This window comes from Paractinoplanes abujensis (assembly GCF_014204895.1).
GTDB classification, from domain to species: domain Bacteria; phylum Actinomycetota; class Actinomycetes; order Mycobacteriales; family Micromonosporaceae; genus Actinoplanes; species Actinoplanes abujensis.
The window spans coordinates 7037163-7059695 of the sequence record NZ_JACHMF010000001.1 but is presented as its reverse complement, the minus strand read 5'-3'; the positions used below and the strand labels follow the sequence as shown (position 1 = coordinate 7059695).

At 68.0% G+C, this 22533-nt stretch carries 22 protein-coding genes; 14 read left to right on the top strand and 8 right to left on the bottom strand.

The annotated features are described in order from the left end of the window. The first annotated feature begins 24 nt into the window (after positions 1–24). The 3 genes from BKA14_RS32335 (at position 25) to BKA14_RS32325 (ending at position 2586) form a co-directional block, all read left to right on the top strand. On the top strand, positions 25–966 hold the full coding sequence (locus BKA14_RS32335; protein WP_184954575.1) for a hypothetical protein: 942 nt from the start codon (positions 25–27) through the stop codon (positions 964–966). A 226-nt stretch (positions 967–1192) separates the two neighbouring features. Next, positions 1193–2224 (top strand): UDP-N-acetylglucosamine 2-epimerase, encoded by a 1032-nt coding sequence (locus tag BKA14_RS32330; RefSeq protein WP_184954574.1) that lies wholly within the window; start codon positions 1193–1195, stop codon positions 2222–2224. A gap of 11 nt (positions 2225–2235) precedes the next feature. Then, a complete protein-coding gene (locus BKA14_RS32325; RefSeq protein ID WP_184954573.1) occupies positions 2236–2586 on the top strand; it encodes a hypothetical protein in 351 nt (116 codons plus the stop codon). Here BKA14_RS32325 and BKA14_RS32320 read toward each other — a convergent pair. Continuing rightward, on the bottom strand, positions 2583–3323 hold the full coding sequence (locus BKA14_RS32320; RefSeq protein WP_184954572.1) for a dienelactone hydrolase family protein: 741 nt from the start codon (positions 3321–3323) through the stop codon (positions 2583–2585). The genes BKA14_RS32325 and BKA14_RS32320 overlap by 4 nt on opposite strands. Positions 3324–3381: 58 nt before the next feature. Here BKA14_RS32320 and BKA14_RS32315 point away from each other — a divergent pair, with 58 nt between their 5' ends. Next, the gene (locus tag BKA14_RS32315; RefSeq protein ID WP_184954571.1) at positions 3382–3948 is read left to right on the top strand and encodes a TetR/AcrR family transcriptional regulator; all 567 of its coding nucleotides are present in this window, start codon (positions 3382–3384) and stop codon (positions 3946–3948) included. Positions 3949–4024: 76 nt separating this feature from the next. Then, positions 4025–5467, top strand: coding sequence for a cellulose binding domain-containing protein (locus tag BKA14_RS32310; protein WP_184954570.1), 1443 nt, complete (start codon positions 4025–4027; stop codon positions 5465–5467). 68 nt (positions 5468–5535) lie between these two features. On the opposite strand, the gene BKA14_RS32305 is transcribed toward BKA14_RS32310, so the two are convergent. Continuing rightward, on the bottom strand, positions 5536–6138 hold the full coding sequence (locus BKA14_RS32305; protein WP_184954569.1) for a TetR/AcrR family transcriptional regulator: 603 nt from the start codon (positions 6136–6138) through the stop codon (positions 5536–5538). A 115-nt stretch (positions 6139–6253) separates the two neighbouring features. On the opposite strand from BKA14_RS32305, the gene BKA14_RS32300 reads away from it, so the two are divergent. From BKA14_RS32300 to BKA14_RS32290, 3 genes are all read left to right on the top strand, one after another. Next, the gene (locus BKA14_RS32300) at positions 6254–7834 is read left to right on the top strand and encodes an MDR family MFS transporter (protein WP_184954568.1); all 1581 of its coding nucleotides are present in this window, start codon (positions 6254–6256) and stop codon (positions 7832–7834) included. A 213-nt stretch (positions 7835–8047) separates the two neighbouring features. Beyond that, positions 8048–9658 carry a GGDEF domain-containing protein gene (locus BKA14_RS32295; protein WP_239093190.1) on the top strand — a complete coding sequence of 537 codons (1611 nt, stop codon included), beginning with the start codon at positions 8048–8050 and terminating at the stop codon, positions 9656–9658. 109 nt (positions 9659–9767) lie between these two features. Continuing rightward, positions 9768–10586, top strand: coding sequence for an SAM-dependent methyltransferase (locus BKA14_RS32290; RefSeq protein ID WP_184954567.1), 819 nt, complete (start codon positions 9768–9770; stop codon positions 10584–10586). Between the two features lie 563 nt (positions 10587–11149). On the opposite strand, the gene BKA14_RS32285 is transcribed toward BKA14_RS32290, so the two are convergent. Further along, positions 11150–11401 carry a hypothetical protein gene (locus BKA14_RS32285; RefSeq protein WP_184954566.1) on the bottom strand — a complete coding sequence of 84 codons (252 nt, stop codon included), beginning with the start codon at positions 11399–11401 and terminating at the stop codon, positions 11150–11152. Positions 11402–11666: 265 nt separating this feature from the next. Between BKA14_RS32285 and BKA14_RS32280 the strand changes: the two genes are divergently transcribed. Next, positions 11667–11903, top strand: a complete 237-nt coding sequence (locus tag BKA14_RS32280; RefSeq protein WP_184954565.1) for a DUF397 domain-containing protein — start codon at positions 11667–11669, stop codon at positions 11901–11903. A gap of 380 nt (positions 11904–12283) precedes the next feature. On the opposite strand, the gene BKA14_RS32275 is transcribed toward BKA14_RS32280, so the two are convergent. Next, a complete protein-coding gene (locus BKA14_RS32275; protein ID WP_184954564.1) occupies positions 12284–13192 on the bottom strand; it encodes a Sco1979 family transcriptional regulator in 909 nt (302 codons plus the stop codon). Positions 13193–13474: 282 nt separating this feature from the next. Here BKA14_RS32275 and BKA14_RS32270 point away from each other — a divergent pair, with 282 nt between their 5' ends. The 3 genes from BKA14_RS32270 (at position 13475) to BKA14_RS32260 (ending at position 14612) form a co-directional block, all read left to right on the top strand. Beyond that, positions 13475–13798: a hypothetical protein gene (locus BKA14_RS32270; protein WP_184954563.1), complete on the top strand. Its 324-nt coding sequence runs from the start codon at positions 13475–13477 to the stop codon at positions 13796–13798. Continuing rightward, positions 13795–13971, top strand: a complete 177-nt coding sequence (locus BKA14_RS32265) for a hypothetical protein (protein WP_184954562.1) — start codon at positions 13795–13797, stop codon at positions 13969–13971. Before BKA14_RS32270 ends, BKA14_RS32265 begins: the two co-directional genes overlap by 4 nt. A 335-nt stretch (positions 13972–14306) precedes the next feature. Then, positions 14307–14612, top strand: coding sequence for a DUF3040 domain-containing protein (locus BKA14_RS32260; RefSeq protein WP_184954561.1), 306 nt, complete (start codon positions 14307–14309; stop codon positions 14610–14612). On the opposite strand, the gene BKA14_RS32255 is transcribed toward BKA14_RS32260, so the two are convergent. Continuing rightward, a complete protein-coding gene (locus tag BKA14_RS32255) occupies positions 14590–15429 on the bottom strand; it encodes a phosphoribosylaminoimidazolesuccinocarboxamide synthase (protein ID WP_184954560.1) in 840 nt (279 codons plus the stop codon). The genes BKA14_RS32260 and BKA14_RS32255 overlap by 23 nt on opposite strands. Before the next feature lie 114 nt (positions 15430–15543). Here BKA14_RS32255 and BKA14_RS32250 point away from each other — a divergent pair, with 114 nt between their 5' ends. Together BKA14_RS32250 and BKA14_RS32245 are read left to right on the top strand one after the other, a co-directional pair. Next, positions 15544–18639 carry a DUF3427 domain-containing protein gene (locus tag BKA14_RS32250; protein WP_184954559.1) on the top strand — a complete coding sequence of 1032 codons (3096 nt, stop codon included), beginning with the start codon at positions 15544–15546 and terminating at the stop codon, positions 18637–18639. A gap of 67 nt (positions 18640–18706) precedes the next feature. Further along, positions 18707–19585 carry a YDG/SRA domain-containing protein gene (locus BKA14_RS32245; RefSeq protein ID WP_184954558.1) on the top strand — a complete coding sequence of 293 codons (879 nt, stop codon included), beginning with the start codon at positions 18707–18709 and terminating at the stop codon, positions 19583–19585. A gap of 270 nt (positions 19586–19855) precedes the next feature. On the opposite strand, the gene BKA14_RS32240 is transcribed toward BKA14_RS32245, so the two are convergent. From BKA14_RS32240 to BKA14_RS32230, 3 genes are all read right to left on the bottom strand, one after another. Beyond that, positions 19856–20956: an outer membrane protein assembly factor BamB family protein gene (locus BKA14_RS32240; protein WP_184954557.1), complete on the bottom strand. Its 1101-nt coding sequence runs from the start codon at positions 20954–20956 to the stop codon at positions 19856–19858. A 120-nt stretch (positions 20957–21076) separates the two neighbouring features. Next, positions 21077–21697: a DUF305 domain-containing protein gene (locus tag BKA14_RS32235; protein WP_239093187.1), complete on the bottom strand. Its 621-nt coding sequence runs from the start codon at positions 21695–21697 to the stop codon at positions 21077–21079. Further along, entirely contained in the window at positions 21682–22485 is an 804-nt protein-coding gene (locus BKA14_RS32230; protein ID WP_184954556.1) for a lytic polysaccharide monooxygenase, read from the bottom strand. The genes BKA14_RS32235 and BKA14_RS32230 overlap by 16 nt, the downstream gene beginning before the upstream one ends. Positions 22486–22533: the final 48 nt, after the last annotated feature.

Sequence of the window (22533 nt, the reverse complement as noted above, 5' to 3'; positions counted from 1 at the left end):
ACCCGCTACGAAGGGACCGATCAGGTGCGAGGCGGACTGGATGACGCTCTCGAGAAGCTCGCGCGCCGTGACGAGCTGCGCCGGCGTGCCTCGGGTGAGGCGCCGTCGGCCACGCCGCCGGCCGTGAACGAGCTGGTCGAGGCCATCGCGGCGGTTGTCGCGCGCCATCCGGAGCTGGGCGTGAGCGTGGGGGTCGAGGGCGCCGGCGATCCGCTCCTGCTGCACTTCTATCTTGCCGACGGGCAGGTGCAGGTCAACGCGGAGAACGCGGCCGTCCTGACACCCGACGAGTCCGGCCCCCGGCACGCCGATTTCGATCTCGACGCCGACGACACGGCCGAGCGCCCCTATTCGGCGGCACCCTATTCACCCGCTCCCGACCCGGTCGGCGGCGACACGCGCCGGATCAGTCAGGACGATCAGGACCGGTTCGGCCCCTCCACGTTCGGCCAGCCGCCCCAGCCCGCCTCACCCGGCGCCGAGCGCTACTACGCCGAGTCCGACACCGCCGAGCGCCGTTACGGCTCGTTCGACGCCGCCCCCACCTCGGGCGCCGGTGTTCCCGACCCGCGTTATCCGACCCGCGATCCCGGTGAGTCCTCCCGCGATCTGGGCGCCCGCCTGCGCGACCTCGGCATGGCCTCGGGCGGTCAACCCGCCATGTTCGCCCCCCACCCGTACGCGGCCACGCCCCCGCCGCCGGTGCCGCCGCAGTCGCATTCCGAGTCGTCGGCGACCACCCGCCGCATCCGTCCTGAGCAGCAGCGCCCGCCCGCCGAGGCGTCGGCCGCCGAGCGGGGCGCCCCGGCCCGGGGCCCGGTGCCCGATCAGCGGGGCATGCCGACCCCGCTCCCGCAGCCGATCCCGCTGCAGGTCGAGCGGCCCGAGGAGACCGAGCAGGCGGCCCGCCGCCTGGCCGCACTGCTGCGGGACGACCCTTCGCTGCTCGACGGCCCCCGTGGTTGATTCTCGCTCAGAGTAATGTCGACGTCGCTACACACTGCCTCACCGTCCTGCCCGGTTCTGCCCAGCTTTGCCCCGTCTGAGATGTGTGGGTTAGGCCGTTCGGCCAGTTTGCCCGCCTGGGCCTTGAATCACGCTCTGTAACTGAAATAGCGTTCGAGCCGTTCCCACTACGGCGCGTCACCTAGACCGGTTTCGCGGCGCACCTGCGTACGTCTCGGAGTGCTCGATGTCGTTGCCCGAAGTCCACCTGGTCGCCGGCACCCCCGCCGAGGCCGTGCGGCTCGCGCCGGTCGCGCTGGCCATGCGCGAGCAGGGCCGCCTCACCCCGATCCCGGTGGCCACCGGCACCGACCCCGACACGGTCGGCACGACCCTGGCCGCGTTCGGCCTGACCCCGAAGATCACGCTGCCCGCGGGCGCCGACGACACGGAGACCATGCGCCGCTTCGACGAGCTGTGGGCGGCCCGCACGCCCGCCGCCGTGGTCGTCCGCGACGGGCTCGCCCCCGCGCTCGCCGCGTTCTGGCGGCGCGTCCCGATCATGACGATCGACGCGGGCCGGCGCTCGGGCGAGCTGGGTTCGGTCTCCGCCCTGGAGTCGCAACGGCGGATGCTGGCCCAGATCACCACCGTGCATCTGGCCGCCACCCCGCTCACCGCGATGAACCTGCTGGACGAGCGCGTCATCGCCGGCGACACCCTGCTCACCGGCGGGACCGCGCAGGACGCCGCGCAGTTGCTGGCGGCCAAGACGATCATCGCCCCGCCCCGTGAGCGCCGCACGATCGTGCTCGGCCTGCCCGCCGAACGCGCCGAGGCGGTCGCTCCGGCGCTGCGCTACCTGGGCGGGCGCTATCCCGACCTCGAGGTCGTCCGGGCCGCCGGCACCGCGCCCGGCCTGGAGCTGGCCACGCTGCTGACCCAGGCCTACGCATTGATCACCGACGACGAGGATCTGGTCGAGGAGGCGCTGGCCGCGTACTGCCCGGTGCTGATGATCGGCATGGCCGCCCAGCACGGCGAGGCGTTGCTCGCGGGCAGCGCCCGCCTGGTCGAGCCCGACCCGGCCGCGATCACCGGCGAGGTGGCCTCGCTGCTGGAGACCCGGGTGCGCCGCGACGCGATGGCGCTGTCGGGCAACCCGTACGGGGACGGCCTCGCCGCCTACCGCGTCGCCCAGGCCACCGCCGCCCTGCTCGGTCACGGGCAGTTCCCCGACCCGATGCCCGCGAAGCCCGTGGCCGGGGTCGCCCGATGAAGGAGGAAACGTTGGACGTCGCATCCTTCTGGACCCGCTCGTGGACCAGCGACGACCGGGTCGCGGTGCGGCAGATGCTCGCACCCGACGCCGAGATCGAATGGAACCTGGACGCCCCGGTCGACGACGAGGAACTGGTGCAGGTGCTGCACCGGATCGCGGTCTTCGCCGACGACGTGGCGCTGGTCGGGCAGACCCGGGCCGACGACGGCGCCGCGCTCGTCTACGACCTCAAGGCGCCGTTCGGCACCGCCCGGATGGTGGAGTTCCTGACCATCGCGGGCGGCCGGATCACCGAGGTGCGCCAGGTCTACGACGTGACCGCGACCGACCGTTTCTTCCCGGGCCTGTACGTGAACTAACCCTTCCCGGTGAAGCGGTCGAGCAGCGCGAACAGGTTGACCCAGTGCCGCTGCTCGGCCTCGCGGTCGTACATCGCGGTGTCCGCCATCGTGAACCCGTGCGGCGCACCTGGGTAGACCTCGGACGTGTACGTCACGCCGGCCTCGTCGAGCGCGCTCTCGAAGGTCTTGATCTGCTCGGGGGTCATCGACCGGTCGTTGTCGGCGTGCGCGAAGTAGATCTCGCCGCGCAGCGCCCCCACGCCCCGATGCGGGCTGTCCGGCTGGTCGGTGACCACTCCACCGGCGTGGAAACTGGCCACGGTCGTGATCCGCTCGGGGTGCCGCTCGGCCGCCACCAGCGCGTTGCGGCCGCCCATGCAGTAGCCGACGGCCAGCACCGGGCCCTCGGTGTTCAGGGCTTCCAGATAGGAGCTGGTGTCGGCGGCGACCCGATCCGCGGTGAGCTCCTGGATCATCGGCATGAGCCGCCCGAAGGCGGCGCCACGCTTCTCGTTGTCGGCCAGCTCCTCCGGCGAGACCAGCGGCGACGGCCCGCCCCGGTAGAGGATGTTGGGCGCCAGCACGACGAATCCGCGCTCGGCGATCCGCTCGGCCATCTCGGCGATGCGCGGGCGCAGCCCGAACGCGTCCATGAAGAACAGAACACCCGGGAACGGGCCGTCGCCGTCGGGCCGCACGAGGTAGGCGTCGGCCGTCCCGTCCGCGGCGGGGATCTGCACTGTAGTGGTCTGCATGAGCGCGACGCTACATCAAATGGGGATGAATCCCCGGTCCCGTAATACCCTGTCACCCATGGCCGATCGACTACGTGCGGACGCGCAGCGTAACCGGGCCGCGTTGATCACCGCGGCCCGCGACGTCTTCGCCGAGCACGGCTTGGACGCGTCGCTCGACGAGATCGCGCGCCGGGCCGGGGTCGGCAACGCCACCCTGTACCGGCGTTTCCCGACCCGGCGGGACCTGATCGCCGAGGTTTTCGCGGGCCAGATGACCGGCTACGTCGAACTGGCCGAGACCGCCCTAACCGAGCCCGACCCGTGGGCCGGATTCGTGGCCTATCTGACCCGCCTGTTCGAGATCCAGGCCACCGACCGGGGCCTGTCCGAGCTGCTGGTGACCAGCGGGTTCGACAACGACGAACGACTCGCCGAGCTGCTCGCGACCGCCCAGCGCGGCGCCACCGAGGTGATCCACCGGGCCCAGGCCGCGGGCCGGCTGCGCGACGACTTCGTCCGTCAGGACATCAGCCTGCTCATGCGCGCGAACGCGGGGGTGCTGCGCTCCTCGGCGGACCCCGCCGCGTGGCGGCGCTACCTGTCCCTCGTACTGGACGGGTTGAAGGTTTTTAAGGATCTTTAAGGCTGTTCGCAAGACTGTTTAACGCGCCGCGGCCGAGACTCGACTCCGCTTGATCCACCGTCGATCGGAGTCGTCCATGCAACGGAGCCGTCTGCGCTTGGCCGTTTACGCCTCGGCAGCCCTGGTCGCCGTGGCCGGCGGTGTCGGCGCGGCAGTCGCGGCCACCACCCCGACGACGAAGGCCGCGGGCACCCTGACCGCCACGTTCACCAAGGACAGCGACTGGGGCACCGGGTATCAGGCGCACTACACGATCACCAACGGCACCGGCGTGACGGTGACCGGCTGGCAGCTCGCCTTCGGCTTGCCGGGCGGCGCCAAGCTGGGCAGCTTCTGGGACACCACGATCACCACCGCGGGCGGGATCGCCACCGCCAAGAACCCCGCGTACGCCCCGACGATCCCGGCCGGCGCGAAGGCCGAGTTCGGCTTCATCGTCAACGGCAGCGGCGCCCCGACCAGCTGCACGATCAACGGCGCGGCGTGCGGGGGCGCCAGTTCGGTTCCGCCGGCCACTGCGCCCACCACACCACCGGCCACCGTGCCCACCACACCGCCGGCGACCGTGCCCACCACACCGCCGGCCACGGCGCCCACGACCAAACCCCCGGCCACCACGCCGCCGCCCGCCGGCTCGGGGCGTGTGCTCGTGGCCCCGTACGTGGACATGGGTCTGCTTTCGAACGGCTCGACCACGCTCGCCCAGCTCGGCCAGAGCGGCAACGTCAAGTCCTTCAGCCTGGCCTTCGTGACCAGTGCCGGCTGCAAGGCGAGCTGGTTCGCGGCCTTCGACCCGCGCGCCAAGCAGTTCGCCGACCAGATCAACGCCGTACGGGCCACCGGCGGCGACGTGAAGGTCTCGTTCGGCGGCGCCACCGGCGTCGAGCTCGCCCAGGCCTGCACCAGCGTCGCCGCGCTGCAGGCCGAGTATCAGGCGGTCGTGTCGGCGTACGACCTCAAGTACATCGACCTCGACATCGAGGGGGCCGCGGTGGCCGACCCCACCACGATCGCCCGCCGCTCGACCGCGCTGGCCGCCCTGCAGAAGGCCAACCCCGGCCTGAAGATCTCGCTGACCCTGCCGGTGCTGCCCGAGGGCCTGACCGCGGACGGCCTCGACGTGGTGCGTTCGGCCAAGAACGCGGGCGTCGACCTCGACCTGGTCAACATCATGGCGATGGACTACGGCCGGGCCGGGCAGGACTACGGCAACCTGGCCATCCAGGCCGTGAAGTCCACGAAGGACCAGCTCAAGTCGATCTACGGCAACAGCGACGCGGCCGCGTTCCGGATGGTCGGCGTCACCCCGATGATCGGCGTCAACGACGACCAGGGCGTCTTCGGCCTGGCCGACGCGCGCGACCTGGTCGCCTTCGCCAACCAGAACCACATCGGGTTCGTCTCCTACTGGGAGGCCAACCGCGACAAGAACGCCTGCAACGGCGCGCTCTTCCAGTGCACCAACGTCACCCAGTCGCCGTTCGACTACAGCAAGATCTTCGCCGGTTTCACCGGCTGAGCTGAACCTGCCTTCTTCCATCCCCCAATAGGCGCGACTCCGGGCCCCCACCCGGAGTCGCGCCGTTTCTACGTTCGGGAGAAGCCGCGGCCCGTCTCGGCGAGAGTGTCGCCGACCAGCGCCCACAGGTTGGTGCCGGGCGGTTTGTCGAGCCAGATCTGCAGCGCGACCCGCAGCGAGGCGAGAAAGGCGGCGGACGTCATTTTCACCCGTACGCTGCCCGGGTCGTCCCCGGTGCGGGCTGCGATCTCGGCCGAGAGGTCGCGCTCGAGCGCCGCGAACGTCTGCACCTGCGCGGCCGCGAGGGCAGGCTGAGCCCGTACGAGGCGGGATTGGGCCACCCAGTGCGGGTCGAGATCGCCCAGCTTGAGATAGAACTGCTCGGCCGCCGCGGTGAGCGCCGCCCACGTCGCCTCGGCCACCGGACGCGCGCGCACCTGCTCGATCAGCAACGTGATGCGCTGGCGCTCGCCGTACAGCAGCGCCTCTTCCTTACTGCCGAAGTAGTTGGAGAACGTGCGCCGGGAGACGCCGGCCTCGTCGGCGACCGCCTCCACCGTCACGCGGTCGAAGCCGTGCTCGATGGCCAGGCGCATCGCGGCCGCATGCAGGGCCTGGCGGGTCGCGGCCTTCTTGCGTTCGCGCAGCCCGGGCTCGGCAGTCGTGCTCATGACATGAGCGTACCGGCGTGTGATTCCCTTCTCAACGAGCAAACTTGCGCAATAGGCAATCTCTCTAGATAGTTGTATGAAGCAATCAGTTGCTCCGAGAGAGAAGGCCGCGCGCATGAGCGCCACCACCGTCGGCACCCGCCCGGGCGCCATGTCCCACCGCCAGATCATGGAGGCCCTCTCCGGCCTCCTGCTGGTGCTCTTCGTCGCGATGGCCAGCTCGACCATCGTGTCCACGGCACTGCCGAAGATCATCGGCGCGCTCGAGGGCAGCCAGACGCAGTACACCTGGGTCGTCACCGCGACCCTGCTCACCGCCACCGCCTCCACCCCGATCTGGGGCAAGCTGGCCGACCTGTACAGCAAGAAGCTCCTGGTCCAGATCGCGATCGTGGTGTTCGTCCTCGGCTCGATCATCGCCGGCTTCTCGCAGACCGCCGGTCAGCTGATCGCCGCCCGCGCCTTCCAAGGTCTCGGCATGGGTGGTGTGCAGGCGCTGGTGCAGGTCGCGATCGCCGCGATGATCCCGCCCCGCGAGCGCGGGCGCTACAACGGTTACCTGGGCGGCGTCATGGCGCTGGCCACGGTCGGCGGCCCGCTGCTGGGTGGCCTGATCGTCGACACCGACTGGCTCGGCTGGCGCTGGTGCTTCTTCATCGGCGCCCCCATCGCGGTGGTCGCCCTGGTCGTGCTGCAGAAGACCCTCAACCTCGAGGTCATCCGCCGGGCCGACGTGAAGATCGATTACCTCGGCGCGACTCTGATCGCCGCGGGCGTCAGCGTCCTGCTCGTCTGGGTCTCGTTCGTCGACAGCAACTTCGCCTGGATCTCCTGGCCGACCCTGGCCATGGTCGGCCCCGGCCTGCTCCTGCTGGCCGCCGCCGTCTGGGTCGAGTCCCGGGTCGCCGAGCCGGTGGTCCCGCTCGACATCGTCAAGCAGCGCGGCACGGCCCTGTCGATCATCGCGAGCCTCGCGGTCGGCATGGCGATGTTCGGCGGCGCGGTCTTCCTGGGGCAGTACTTCCAGATCGGCCGGGGTTACAGCCCCACCGAGGCCGGCCTGCTGACGATCCCGATGATGGCCGGCATCCTGGTCTCGTCGACGGTCTCGGGCCGCATGATCACCAAGAGCGGCCGGATCAAGCCGTACATCGTCACCGGCACGATCGTGCTCGTGGGCGGCTTCGCCCTGCTCTCCTTTCTCGACCACCAGACCCCGCTCTGGTTCGTCGGCGTGGCGATGGCCCTGGTCGGCGCGGGTGTCGGCATGTCGATGCAGAACCTGGTGCTCTCGGTGCAGAACACGGTCTCGCTCAAGGACATCGGCGCGGCCAGCTCGACAATCGCGTTCTTCCGCTCGCTCGGCGGCACGATCGGCGTCTCGGTGCTCGGCGCGGTGCTCGCCCACCGGGTCAGCGACCAGATCACTCGTGACCTGGCCAGTGCGGGCGTTCCCGCCGGCAGCACGAGCGGCGGCAGCACACTGAACTTGGCCGCGCTGCCGGACTCGATCCAGCACATCGTGCGGGCCGCCTACGGCGACGCGACCGGGCACATCTTCCTGATCAGCGCGGCGATCGCGGTGGTCGGCGTGGTGGCCGCGGTGCTCATGCGGCCGACCTCGCTGCGCTCGACCGTCGACGTGACCCCCTCCCCCGCCCAGGACCAGGAGCCCGTGCCGGCACTGAGCCGCTGACCTGCTGATCACGACGGCGCCCGCTTCGGCGGGCGCCGTCGTCGCGTGTGGTCTATGTAACCTTCTGTGGCGACATTGCTCACGTCTGTGACCATGGAATCACGGCGCTACCGAGAGCTAACCTTCGGAAGCAGAACGCTGATCATGGCGAATCCCTCAACCGACGGGCGATGCTGACGATCAGTGGCCCAGAAGCGAAAGGGGGTTGGCCACGTGGATCACGGACGGGAAGTGCTCGACGCGGAGCGGTTGGACGCCGCCCTCCTCGAGCTGGAAGACGAGATCCACTGGGATGCCGCCCCCACCCTCGAACTGGCCCAGCGCTACGAGCGACAGGCCCGGCTCCTCGGCGATGACCTGCTCGTCGCCCGAGCCCGGCTCAGCCAGGTCAACATGCGGATGCGCGCAGGCGACGTCGCCGACGCCGCGCAGCGCATGTGGCAGCTCCACCAGTGGGCCGCCGACAACGGCGCCCGCCAGCTGACCGCGCGCATCCACCTCATCTGGGCCGCCATCCACCGCCACCTGGGCGACGCCGCACAGAGCCTCGAGCACGCCGTCCGCAGCGTCGAGCTGCTCGACGACACCGCCACCGACTTCATGCAGATCTGGCACCGGGCCAAGCTGGCCGACTCGCTGGCCTTCGCCGGCTCGATGGAGCCCGCCCGCGAGCGGTTCGCCCAGGCCGAGCGTCTCACCGTCGAGCTCGACCGGCCCTTCCTGCTGCTCTACGTGCTCAACAACTACGCCTACTCGGAGCACGCGGCCGGCAACTTCGAGCTGGCCGCGCGGGTCGCGGAAAAGCTGCGCGCGCTCTCCGCCAAGCACGGCTACGAGCTCGACGCCACGGTGCTCGACACCATCGGCGCGATCGAGATGAGCAACGGACAGTACGCCGCGGCCGAGCGCACCATGCAGGCCTCCATCGAGAAGTACCGGTCGATGCGCCGGCACGACGCCGACGCCATGCCCGAATACCTGCTCAACCTGGCCCGGGCCCAGCGCGGGCTGGGGGCCTACGAGCGGGCCCAGGCCAGCCTCGACGAGTCGCGCCGGCTCTGCACCGACCGCGAGCTCGGCCATTTCCTCGTGCAGACCCACCAGGAGCAGGCCGAGCTGCACGCCGCCCGGGGCGAGTTCGCCGAGGCGTACGAGGCGCACAAGGTCTTCTTCGCGGCCTACAAGGTGCTGCAGTCCAGCCAGCGCGAGGCGCAGGCTCGCACCCGGCAAGCGATGTTCGAGACGGCCGAGGCCCGCCAGGAGGCGGAGCGCTTCCGCGAGCAGGCCCGGCGCGACCCGCTGACCGGCCTGCGCAACCGTCGCTACCTCGACGAGCAACTTCCGCGGCTGATCGACAACGACCCCGACCTGACCGTGGCGATCGTCGACCTCGATCACTTCAAGCGGATCAACGACCAGCTCTCGCACGACGTCGGCGACCAGGTGCTGGTGCAGGTGGCCAAGCTGCTCGAGACGGAACTGGCCGTCGTGAGCTCCGACGGGTTCGTCGCCCGGATGGGTGGCGAGGAATTCCTGATCGTGCTGCCCGGCTGTCCCGCGGCCCGGGCCGGCCACGAGATCGACGGCATCCGCCAGGCCGTCCGCGCGTACGATTGGGCCGGCATCACCCACGGGCTGCCGGTCACGGTCAGCATCGGCGTGGCCGGGGTCAGCGAGGCTGAATCCCGTACGCAGCCCGGCCTGTTGTCCACAGCCGACCGCAACCTCTACGCGGCCAAGCACGGCGGCCGTGACCAGGTCGTTTGCGGAGTGCCCGGCCCCGACCGCAGCCATTCCTATCGCGATCGGGCTTCCGCGGCCTGACCTGCAACCTCCCGTCAGCGAGCGGTCTCGATGTGATCGCCGGGGACCGCTACGCTTTATCAACTGACGGACGAACGACCCGGTGCGGGTCGGGCGAGGAGGCGGACGCGTGGACGAGGTTCCCCCGGTGCCCGAAGTAGCGCCGCCCGGCGTCAACATCAACGTGCCCCACTCGGCCCGCATCTACGACTACTGGCTGGGCGGCAAGGACAACTTCGCGGTCGACCGGGCCGTCGGCGAAGCCATGATCAAGGCGATCCCCGGCATGCGCCACATGGCCGGCGAAAACCGGAAGTTCGTCCACCGCGCGGTCCGCGACCTGGTGCAGAAGGAAGGCATCGACCAGTTCCTCGACATCGGGACGGGCATCCCGACCCGGCCCAACCTGCACGAGATCGCGCAGAAGATCGTGCCCACGGCCCGCGTGGTCTACGTCGACAACGACCCGATCGTCCTGGTCCACGCACGCGCCCTGATGATCAGCACGGACGAGGGCCGCAGCGAATACATCTCGGCCGACATCCGCGCCCCCGAGTCGATCCTGAACGACAAGGTGCTCCGCGACACGCTCGACTTCGACGAGCCGGTCGGCCTCACCCTGATCGCCATCCTGATGCTGATCGCCGATGACGAGGATCCGTGGAGCAAGGTGGCCGCCCTGCGCGACGCAATGCCGTCGGGCAGCCTGCTCGCGATCACCCACCCGACCGCCGACTTCGCGCCCGACGAGGTGCACGAGGCGGTCGCGGCAGCTCGCGAGGCCGGCATGACGCTGGTCGCGCGACCCCGGGCCGACGTCGAACGCTTCTTCGGCGACTGGGAGCTGCTGGAGCCGGGCCTGGTGCCGGTGTCGAGCTGGCGCCCGGACGAGCCCTCGGACAACCCTGAGGCGGCCTACTACTGGGCGGGCGTGGCCCGCAAACCCTGATCCTTCGGCCGCGGCCCCGGTACTGGACGCCGGTGGCGTTGAGATTACTCCGGCGGCTGCATCGGGGTCATGTTGGAGCCGTAGCCGGCACCTGTTCCGAGCCGAAGACGGTGCCCCTCGACCTTCATACGAGCTTCAAAAGCGCGTCATGGCGCAACGTTCATGTGGCGGATCACGTTTGTCGGCGCATCGCTCTTGGCGGGCGTCGACGGGTCGTTGCGCCCGCGCCCTCTTGATGGTCGACTTCGGACACTGGTGGTCGAGGCGGCGTACGTGCGGCTGGTGATGCCGAACCGGCCGGGCCGCCCGGCACGGGGGAACCGGACGACCCGGCCGGAGCCAGGGTCGCGCGCCCGGGTGACGCGGCGCGCTGGTGAAGTTTGGGGCAGGTCGTGACCGGGAACTTGCCGTGTAGCAACCGATCCCGGGGGACCGTCCACTTAGCGGCGACGGTCCGTAATCACAGTGTGCCCGCGGAGAATCACCGCGGGCAATCCGTATTGCGACGCCAATCCATCACTCCAAGTGATCAAGGCCGACGCCCCGCCGACTGCCGGCTGCGATCAATTTCGGGCATCGGCATCCCCCTCGTCGGCCTCCGGCCGGGTGTCCGCCGAGCGGGTGACCGGGCGGGACAGGGCATACCTGACACCCCCGAATCGGTGTGAAATTGCGGTTGCCCGGGCCGTGGCGGCACTGACATCGTCGGTGATCGGCACGTCTCGGCCGAGCGCGGCCGGGTTGCCCATCCGCAGCTCCACAGCGAACGAATCCCCCTGGTCGAAGCGCTCCGGACCGATGTTGGGAACGGTCATCTCGTTACCTCCCGCTAGGACGCCCCCGCCAAGGAGCCTCGCGCCGAGGCCGCGAAACAGCGTTTCCGCGACCGGTCCGTCACTCAAAGATGTCACCGTAAGTGATACCTACGAGTTTCGTACGTGCGTTATCATGCTCACAATCCCGTGAGTACGCAAGGCCAGATGCACGTGCATTCGCACAAGCTGTAAGCCGGCAGTTGCTCATCGGAGATCATTTGACTCCGGACGATCCCCGACCGGAGGAAAACAAGGGAGCGTCAACATGCAGTACGCGGTCAACGGCATCCCCGCCGGCCAGTTGGAAGGTGTCACCTGGCAGAAGAGCCGGCGCAGCAACCCCAGTGGCAACTGCGTCGAGGCCGCCCTCCTCTCCAACGGCGAGGTGGCCATGCGCAACTCCCGCGACCCCGAGGGTCCGGCGCTCATCTACACGCGGGCCGAGATCGAGGCTTTCCTCGGCGGCGTCCGCGACGGTGACTTCGACAACCTGCTCGCCTGAGCCATCAGCGAGAGTCGTCCGTCATCGGGCCGGCCACGCTGGCCGACAACGGCCGGCCGTCTCGTTCGTGACGTGCCCATCTCCGCGTCCCGAGCGAGGCTTCAGAGCCATCCGTCCGACCACGACCGCCAGTTGACAGGCGGCGCGACGATGAGATGGCCGGGTAACGCGACGAATCAGGCCGCGTGCCCCGGAAAGGGATGGGCCTGCCTAGCGGTTCAAGCCAGGCAGGACCCGGGACGGTAATGCGGTCTCGTCCACGGTCGTCGGCAGCGGACGTGGGCGAGCCCTTACCAGCACTTGCCAGCCGCGCAATGCGGATAAGCGAGTGCGCCGAGCGTACCGCCGGTTGGGTCGCGGCTCCAGAGAGTCGCGAAAGATCAGGCCGGACGCCCCACCTCGTGGAGAAGTTTGCCCAGAATCTCCGGCGTGTGGTTCGGCGGTTCGGCGTCGATGCAGACCCGTTCCATGGCCATCGCGTACTGGTCGACGTCCTCGCGCTTGTCCAGATAGATGGCGCTCGTCAGCTGCTCGACGTAGACCACATCGGGCAGCTCGGGCTCGGGGAAGCGCAGAATCGCGAACGGGCCGCCCGCCGCGGCGTGACCGCCGGCGTGGAACGGGATGATCTGCAGCCGTACGTTCGGCTTCTTGGACGCCTCGATGAGGAACTCGATCTGAGCCTTCATGATCTCGACGCCGCCGATGGGCCGGCGCAGAACCGCCTCGTCGATGACCGCCCACAGCTGAGGGCCCTCGGGACGGTCCAGGATGGCCTGGCGCTGACGGCGGAGCTCGACCCGCTTGTTCATCTCCTCGGGCGTGACCCCGGCGTGGCCGAGCATGATGACCGCACGCGCGTAGTCCGGCGTCTGCAGCAGACCGGGCACGAACTGGATCTCGTACGTCCGGATCAGCGTCGCGGCCGCCTCGAGCCCGAGGTAGGACTGGAACCAGCCCGGCATCACGTCGCTGAACTGCTGCCACCAGCCCGGGTTGTTGGCCTGCCGGGCCAGCACGAGCAGCGCCTCACGCTCGTTGGGCTCGGTCACGCCGTACAGGGTCAGAAGGTCGCTGACGTCGCGCTCCTTGAAACTGACCCGGCCCAGCTCCATGCGGCTGATCTTCGATCCCGAGGCCCGGATCTCCCAGCCCGCATCCTCGCGGGAGATAGCCCTGGCCTCACGCAGCCTGCGGAGCTGGGTCCCGAGCAGAATGCGCAGAACGGTGGGGCCACCGGTCGGCGCCTCCTCCTGCTGCGTACCCGCGCTCACCTGGCTCCTCGTCATCGGTCTCTAGGGGCTGCCCGGCCGCAGTCCCACAGCATCCTAAGGGGGAGATCGTCCACAACGAAACAGACGCGACGCCCGCCCGAGCGTCTGCCCGCTGCGAATGCACGTGCATCCGGCCTTGCGAACGCCTTTGTACGCGAGCATGATAGCTGACAGACACGCACCGCCTGCATACACAGCGTGGTGGAAAGTTCGGCTCCTCGGCCGACAGGCAAGGCACGGTGGCGTTCCCCCGCCACCAGGACGACCGAGTCCCCGAGATCTTGGAGGGTCATCTCGATGTCCACGGCACCGACGTCCGCCCCGACCACCGCTCCGCCCCAGCGTGACCCCGGAGATGTGGCACCCGCCGACAGCTACCACCCCTCCGATCGCGTGTGGGTCTACCGCGACGGCTGGCGCGCCGGAGTGATCGAGGCGGCTTCCCCCCGCGCGGTCACCGTGACCTACCGCCCCGGAGCCCACCTCGGCACCGGGGTCGACACGTTCACCGCTCCGTACGTCACCGCCCGCTCGAGCGAAGACCCGGCCGTCGACCGGCGCCACCTCGGCCGCGGCGTCTACACGCCGACCAGCCTTCCCGTCCGGGGCTCCGCGGCATGACCGGCGCGGTCACCGTCGCGGCCGTCGTCGGCCTGCTGAGCCTGCTCGCCGGCGTCGCCCTGGGGTGGTATTTGCGGCGCGCCAATACCTGGTGCCCCGACTGCGGTGACCAGATGGCCTGTGCGGGCTGCGGCAAAGAAGCCGCCCAGTTCGCCGACAGCAGTGCACCCTGACGGTTCGCCAACCGTCCGGCCCGGGATTTCCCGGGCCTTTTTGCTTTCCGGCCGTTTCATCAATAGGCACCTCGGGTGCAATATTCACGGCTATTGATTTTGACGCTCTACTTTGGCCACTCTTCGTATATGCCGGGGCGCCACTTTCGAAGGACCCCCGATAGGCGTCAGTGCTGTCCATCTTGCCCGTTTTTAGAGGCATAAGGGCTGCTTAGGAAGTTTGCTGTCTGGCGCGAATCTGCCGAAGCTTTGCTGCAACCACCATTGCGGGTTATCGCTTCGCAACGGTGGGTATCCCCTGACCCGGCGGGTGGTCCGACAGCGGAGGTGGCTCTGTGCTCGACCCCAAGGAGAAGGTCGCATTCGACGACCTGGTGACCCAGCTGCGCTCAACCGACCCCGCGTTCTGCCGGCGCATGCAACGGATGAGCACGCCCAAACCGCGCCTCTACACAACGGCGGCGGTAGCCCTGTGGATACTCGCCCCGCTGTGCGTCATCTTCGGCGGCTGGACGGGCGCACTCATCGCGGCCATCTGTTGCGCGTACGGGTTCCGCCTCTACAACAAGCGCAACGGCAATGCACCCCAGCCGGCGTGGTGGGTGGCTACCCCCCGCTTCAAGCCCAGCGGTCCCCGGTGAGCCGCTCGTAGACCTCGACGTACCGGTTGCGGGTGGCCTCGACAACCTCGTCCGGGATCTCCGGCCCCGGCGCCGTCCGGTCCCAGCCGGTCAACGACGACGACCAGTCCCGCAGGAACTGCTTGTCGAGATAACGCGGCGTGCCACCCGGCTTCCATTCATCGGCCGCCCAGAACCGCGACGAATCCGGCGTGAGCAGCTCATCACCCAGCTTCAACACGCCGTCCGCGCCCATTCCCAGCTCAATTTTCGTGTCAGCGATGATGATGCCCTTGGCCTCGGCCACTTCCTGCCCACGCCGATACACCTCAAGGGTGATCCGCTTCAGCTCGGCCGCCCGCTCCTTGTCGAGGGCTTCCTCCACATCCCCGTACGTCATGAACTCGTCGTGCCCCTCCCCCGGGGCCACCTTGGTCGTCGGCGTGAAAATCGGCTCCGGCAGCTGCGACGCCTCGATCAGCCCCGCCGGCAACTCAACCCCGGACACCGCGCCGTCCCGCTCATACTCCTTGAGCCCCGACCCAGCCAGATAACCCCGCGCGATGCACTCCACCATGACCATGTCGAGCCGCTCACACCGCACAGCCCGCCCAGCCCACTCCGCCGGCACGTCAGTGCTGGAGATGACATGGTTGGGCACCACGTCGGCCAGCTGCTCGAACCACCAGAGACTCAGCTGGGTGAGAATCTTCCCTTTGTCGGGGATCGCCGTGGGAAGCACAACGTCATAGATCGAGACCCGGTCCGACGCGACAAGCAGGATGTCCTGCCCATCCGCATAGACCTCACGAACTTTCCCCGAGTGCAACAGCTCCACGTGCTCCCCTTAGCTCACCAAGCCCGGAGGGTCCACGCTATCTGACCAGCAGGCCAGCGCTGCCATAGCCCGATAGCAAGCAAGCCGCGTCACTCGATCCGGCAAACTGAGCTTGTGGCAGATGACCTTTCCCCGGGCCTGTACGAGTCGGTTCTCACCGATTCCTTGCTATCCCAGATCGCGGCCGTGGACGCCGACCTGGTGCAGACGCAAGACCTACGACCCGCCGACGCGGCCGATCGCATCGCCCAACTTCTGGCCCGACAGGTCTTGCGCGCTCTGGAGTCGATCGGCGAGAAGGAACGCGTCGCTGTCGGTATCGAGGTCGCTCAACTGTTAACCGATGCCCTCGCCGAGCGGCTGCCTCGCGCCGGCGTTCGCGGCGACCGCGCCATCGAGCCCGGTCGCATCTTGTCCGCGCTCGGCGAAAAGCTGCCGGACGGCTCAGTACATGTCCCTGCCCGTCCACTTATCCCCCTGCTAGATACCACTGTCCTCACCAACGCTCCTGGCGAGCCGAGACTCCTTCACCAGGTGATGCAGGAGATTGAGTCGGCCGACGCGGTTGACGTCGTGATGGCCTTCGTCCGCAAGACCGGGATTAACCCGCTCCTCACTGCCCTGCGCCGGCACACGGAACGCGGTCGACGCCTTCGCGTCTTGACTACGACTTACACCGGATCGACCGAGGCGGCCGCCCTCGACCTGCTGGCCGACGCCGGCGCCGAAATTCGCGTTTCCTACGACACGACGTCCACCCGCCTACACGCCAAATCATGGATCTTCCACCGCAGGACCTCGTTCGACACGGCCTACGTGGGCTCCTCCAATCTGACGCACTCCGCACAGATATCCGGTAAGGAATGGAACGTTCGGCTCTCGGCCGCTCGCAACGACGATGTCATCAAGAAGATGGCGGGAATCTTCGAGACCTACTGGGAGGGCGGCGACTTCGTCTCGTACGAGCCGGAGCAGTTCGAGGAGTACCTCAGCCGGATCTCCCGATCCGACCGAGGCGATCAGGTCATCCTCAGTCCCATTGAGATCCGCCTCGAGCCATTTCAGGATCGGCTCCTCGAGCTGATCGAGGTGGCCCGGACCAACGGACATCACCGCAACCTTCTCGTGTCGGCCACTGGCACGGGCAAGACGGTGATGGCAGCCATGGATTACGCCCGTCTGCGCCGGCGGATGCCCCGGGCCCGGCTGCTCTTCGTCGCCCATCGCAGAGAGATCCTGAGCAAGAGTCTCGCCACCTTCCGGCATGCGCTCCGCGATCACGCCTTTGGTGAGTTGTGGGTCAGCCGCGAACGTCCTCGCGACTTCGACCACGTCTTTGCCTCAATCCAAAATCTCACCCAGGAACGGCTCGAACGGCTGGCCGAGGACCACTTCGACGTCGTGATCATCGACGAGTTCCACCATGCGGCCGCGAAGTCCTACGCAACCCTGCTCGACACACTCAAGCCGCAGGAGTTGCTCGGCCTGACCGCCACCCCGGAGCGCACGGACGGCCGACCCATCTTGCATTGGTTCGACGACCGGATCGCCGCCGAGTTGCGTCTGTGGGACGCGATCGAACAGCAGCGTCTTACGCCGTTCGCGTACTACGGGATTCACGACGGAGTCGACCTCCGCGAGGTGCCTTGGCGCCGCGGTCAGGGCTACGACGTAGACGCCCTCACGGAGAAGTATGTCGCGGATGGCACGTGGGCTCGGCTCGTCTTCCAGCAGCTGTCCGACCGGGTCGACAACGTTCGTGCAGTTCGGTGTCTTGGATTCTGCGTGAGCGTCGCGCACGCCCAGCACATGGCCGAGCAGTTCCGCTCGATCGGACTTAACGCGGTTGCCGTGCACGGCGGGACGTCCGACGCCGACCGAGACGCCGCTCTGGCCGCTCTAGAAGCCGGGCGCATCCAAGTGATTTTCTCGGTCGACCTTTTCAACGAGGGCGTCGATCTGCCCACAGTAGACACGCTGCTCATGCTGCGTCCCACCGATAGCGCCACCCTCTTCCTGCAACAACTCGGCCGCGGGCTGCGGCTGTCGGAGGGCAAGACGGTATGCACGGTTCTGGACTTCGTCGGCCTGCACCGGCGCGAGTTCCGATTCGACCGGCGTTATCGAGCCCTCCTTGGCGGGACCCGGCTCGATCTGGAGAAGGCCATCAAGGGCCAGTTTCCGTTCTTGCCGGCCGGCTGCCACATGGAACTCGATAAGGTGGCACAAGAGATCGTGCTCCGAAATGTGCAGGAGGCCGTTCCCTCACGCTGGGCGGCCAAAGTCGACGAGCTACGCACTATGAGCCGGGCCCGGGGCATCGTTTCGCTCGCTGAGTTCCTTGACGAGACCGGCCTCGAGCTAGCAGATGTATATGACAAGTCCGGACGGACGTGGTCGACGATGCTCGAGGCGGCGGGGCTCCCGGTTCTCCCGGATGGGCCGGAAGAAGGTGCACTTCGTCGCGCGATCGGCCGGCAACTGCACGTCAACGATCACCAGCGCCTGAGTGGCTACCTCAGCTTCCTCGTCGGTGACGCGCCCAATATCGAGCAGATGACCACAGTTGACCGTCGGCTCCTGCGCATGCTGGTAGCAAGCATCAGTAATACGGCTCTGGCTAAGGAAACGGGTTTGCAAAGCGCGGTCGACTTCTTCTGGGCACACCCTCAAGTGCGCCGCGAATTACAGGAGATGCTGGCCGTTCTCCGGGACGCACCCGATCATCTCCAGCACTCGGCCGTGGCGGATATTCCCCTTCAGGTGCACGGCCGCTACACCAGAATCGAGATTCTCGCCGCGGTCGGGGCCGGATCGGGTGCGAAGGTCCCCGACTGGCGCGAGGGCGTCTACGACGCGGCAAAGGTGGGCGCGGACCTCCTGATCTTCACCTTGGACAAGACCAGTGGTGACTTCTCGCCGACGACTCGTTACCGGGACTATGCCATCAGTCCTGATCTCATCCATTGGGAGAGCCAGTCAACGCTGCCGGCGACAAGCCCCACCGGGCTGCGCTATCAGCGGCATGTGGCGATGAACCGTCGCATTCTGCTATTCGCCAGGGCCCGGGCCGACGACCGCGCGTTCTGGTTCCTAGGGCCAGCGACCTATGTCAGCCATGAGGGCGAGCGACCGATGGCCGTGACGTGGCGGCTCGAGACACCGCTCTCCGGCGACCTCTTCGCAGCTTTCGCCGCCGCCGTTGCCTAGTCGCTCGTAATGTTGTCCGGCGCGTACTAGTCGGCCGCCTATTAGCAATCAACGTTCGATCGTTCACATGGCTGGCAGGCACTACGGGGAGGTCACTGGCTTCCCGCGCGGGTCCACATTCGCCAATCGTCGCGCTCTGTATGACGCCGGAGTCCACCGCGTGCTTATTGGCGGAATTTGCGGGGGAAAAGACGGCTCCGAATCTATCGTCGTATCGGGCGGCTACCCGGATGACGAAGACTTCGGCGATGAACTGATCTACACCGGGCATGGCGGCCGACGGCCTGATAGCGACGTGCACATCGCCGACCAAAAGCTCATCGAGGGCAATGCCGGCCTGGCCCGGAGCCACATCGATGGCAACCCGGTGCGGGTGATTCGCGGCGCTGGCGGTGATGTCAACCACTCGCCTTCGGCTGGCCTGCGCTATGACGGACTGTACCGAGTTGCCGACTTCTGGCATGCCAAGGGGCGGCACGGTTATCGGGTATGGCGTTTCCACTTAGTCCGAGACAGCCAGCCGGAGCTGCTCATCGACGATGAGGACTTTGGGGCTCCCGGGCATCGGGGACCGGTCGCACGTACGCCGGCTACGATTCAACGGCTCGTTCGCAGCACGGCCAAAGCGCAGTGGGTCAAGAAGCTGCACCAGAACGCCTGCCAAATTTGCGGGATCCGCATCGAGACTCCCGTCGGCTTCTACGCCGAAGCGGCACACATTCGAGGTCTGGGGAAGCCACACCACGGACCGGACCTAGTCGGGAACATCCTGTGCCTGTGCCCGAACCATCACGTCATGTTTGACAATGGCGCCATCTACATCGACCACAGCTGGACCGTTCGGTACAGCTCCAACGACGAGAAGATCGGCGACTTGCGGCGTATGCCGTCTCACTCCATCGACGTCACTTATCTGGACTATCACCGAAAGCACGTCGTCCCATAGCGCCCACAGAGGTGCCGCCCCTGGTGAAGGGGTCGGCATCTCAGGTGGGTTGCGGGACGGGGCGGCGGAAAGTTAGCAGGTGACCAGGACCAGCGTGGCAACATTCAGCCGCAGTCCTTCGTAGGTGTCTAGTTAGATGCGGTTCGCAACGACGGGGTCGAAGATGACCGCGCCGCCCGCGATGCGGAGGATCAACGCGGCGAAGCTGACGACGTTGGGAGTCAGGCCGTACGAACTTGAAAAGCGAGCCGCACGACCTAACCGCAATCGTCAGGGCCGTGGTGCGTAGGCCGCCAATCGCCCGTCCGCGACGGAGTAGAGGTGTCCACCGATGACTACCGAGGCTCCGTCGTGGCGTTTCACGACGGCTCCGGACGCGGCTGACAGCACGGCGTTTCCGGTGTAGAGGAGACCGCCGGCCCGTACGGGTTGCGAGGCGGGGACCGGCAGGGTGCGGGTCCAGATCGTTCGGCCGTCGCGCAGGTCGAGCGCCGAGACGGTGCGGTTCGCTGCCCGGTAGATGCGTCGACCGTCGGTGGCCAGCAGCTTGCTTTGTTGGCCGGTGGCCACCCATAGGAGCGCCCCGGTGGCCGCGTCGACCAGTCGCAGCGTGGCCGCGTCGGTGACGAGGAAGCGGGTGGGGGTGGCGCTTTCGGCGTACAGGGAGACGGGTTGGGTCCAGATGACGGCGCCGGTGGTGACGGAGATCGCCGATGTGGAGCGGCCTTTGGTGACCAGGATGCGGCCGGCTGAGGAAACGCTCGAGCTTTCGTATCCGGGCTTCTGCCACATTGCGCGCCCGTCCGCTGCGCGATAGCCGACGGTCACCGCCTCGTCCGAGGACGATTCGCCGGAGACGACGATCATGCCGCGGTCGACGACGAACGAGCCGACGGGCGGGTCGAGTTCGTGCCGCCATTTGACGCGTCCGGATGTGAGGTCCAGCGCGACCAGCCGTCCGTCGGGGTCGCTGGCCGAGTTGCAGCCGCCGCTGCCGAGCACCACCACGCCGTCCGATACCGCGATCGACGGCGTGTGGGAGTCGCCGGGGTCGGTCCAGTCGAAGCTCCAGGTGAGGCGCCCGGTCAGGGCCGAGTAAGACGAGATTCCCTTTTCGTCGGTGGCGAGGACTGATCCTCCGGCCACCACCGGAGCCGACGGGCCGCTGCAGGAGGGTTCTTCCTGCCGGCGCAGAGCGACCGACCATCGCCGGGTGAGCGTGCCGACGGTGCTGGCGTTGATCTTCGACTCGTTCGGGTTGTAGAAGCTGTCTTCGGCGTCGTATCCGGGGTGTTCCCAGCCCGGGTTGGCCGCGACGGCGGGTGCCGGGATCAGCAGAGCGACGAGCAAGGCTGCGGCGAACGGTCGCACGTGGCGTTGGCAAATGAGGTCATACACCCCATTACGGAAGCACATCAATCACGGCGAAGCGCCGTGAAAACGCCGAAAAGGGCAGCCCCGCCAGGCTGCCCTTTTCGGCGTTCGACGCTTCTAGCCGTTCATCAGCTTGAGCATCTGCTGGATCTCGCCCTGACGGGACTGTTGCACCCGTTCGGCGTACTTCTTGGTTTCTTCGTTCTTGCCGCCGGTCTTCTCGATTTTCGTCATCTCCATCGCCTGGTGCTGGTGGGCGAGGAAGAGGTTGAGGAACGCCGTGTCGAACGAGGATGCCTTGACCGTGGTCAGCGCCTTGATTTCGGCGGCTCCGGTGCCGGGCAGGCCGCCGTGGTCGGCGTGCAGGCTGGGGGCCTCGTCGGCCACGGTGCTTTTGCCCCAGTCGGAGAGCCACGACTGGATCATCGCGAGCTCGTCCTTCTCGGTGGCCTGGATGGCTTGTGCCATGACCTTCAGCTCGGGGTTCTTCGCCCGTTTGACCGCGGTCGTGGTCATCTCCAGTCCTTGCTTCTGGTGGAAGGCCATCATCTGCAGGAACATCACGTCGGTGTCGTTGAAGTCGTCACCGGCTTTGATTTCGGCGACGGCCTCGGTCGCGACGGTGGCTTTGCCGGTGGGGGCCGGGTCGGCGGCGTCGCGGGCGGTGCCGCAGGCCCCGAGCAGGAACGGCGCGAGCAGGGCGGCGGCGATCAGGCGGCGCTTCACAGCGGGAGCCACAGGGCGAGGGTGTAGACCGACGGCTCCCAGCTGTTCAGCGCGGTGTGCGACTGGCGGCACTGGAACTTCTTGCCGTTGAAGGTCACCACGTCACCGGTCTTGTAGGCCGTGCCCGCGGCCCAGGTGCCACCGGCGGCCGGCGGGGCTGTCGGCGCAGTCGTGGGCGCCTTCGTGGGCGGGTTGGTGGGCGGGTTCGTCGGGGCCTTGGTCGGCGGGGTGGTGGCCGGGGGCTGCGCCGGAGGCTGGGTCGGGGTGTTGCCGCCGCCGGTGGAGCCGCCGCCCACGTTCAGGTCGACGCAGTTGTAGAAGGCGTTGCCGGTGTCGGCGATGTTCCACACGGCCAGCACTTTCTGGCGGCCCGGGAACTTGCTCAGGTCGATCTTGTGGTTGACGACCGCGGCCGGCTGCGCGCCGCCGTCGTTGATCGAGGCGACCCGCGTCCCGCCGATGAAGTATTCCCACGTCGAGGTGCGGTGGCGGGCCGTGAGCACCCAGCTGAAGTCCACCGTGGAGCCGACCGCCTTGGCCGGCCAGTTGCGCGATTCGTCGGCCAGCGCGGAGAACCCGGCGACGCCGCCGTCACACGACTTCAAGCCTTTGGGGCCTTCGACGCTCTGCGGCTCGAACTGGATCTGCCCGCAGTTGGCGACGGCGCCGGACGCGCACAGCGCCTGACGGCTCGGCGGCGACGACACGTACCCGTGGGCCGACGCCGGTGAGACGACTCCCAGGGTTGTGCCCGCGGTGAATCCCAGGGCGACCAGGGGGTAGGCGATCTTCCTGCGCATGTCGGCTCACTCCGTACTGTCTCGTTGCGGCAGTTACGGCGGAGAAGC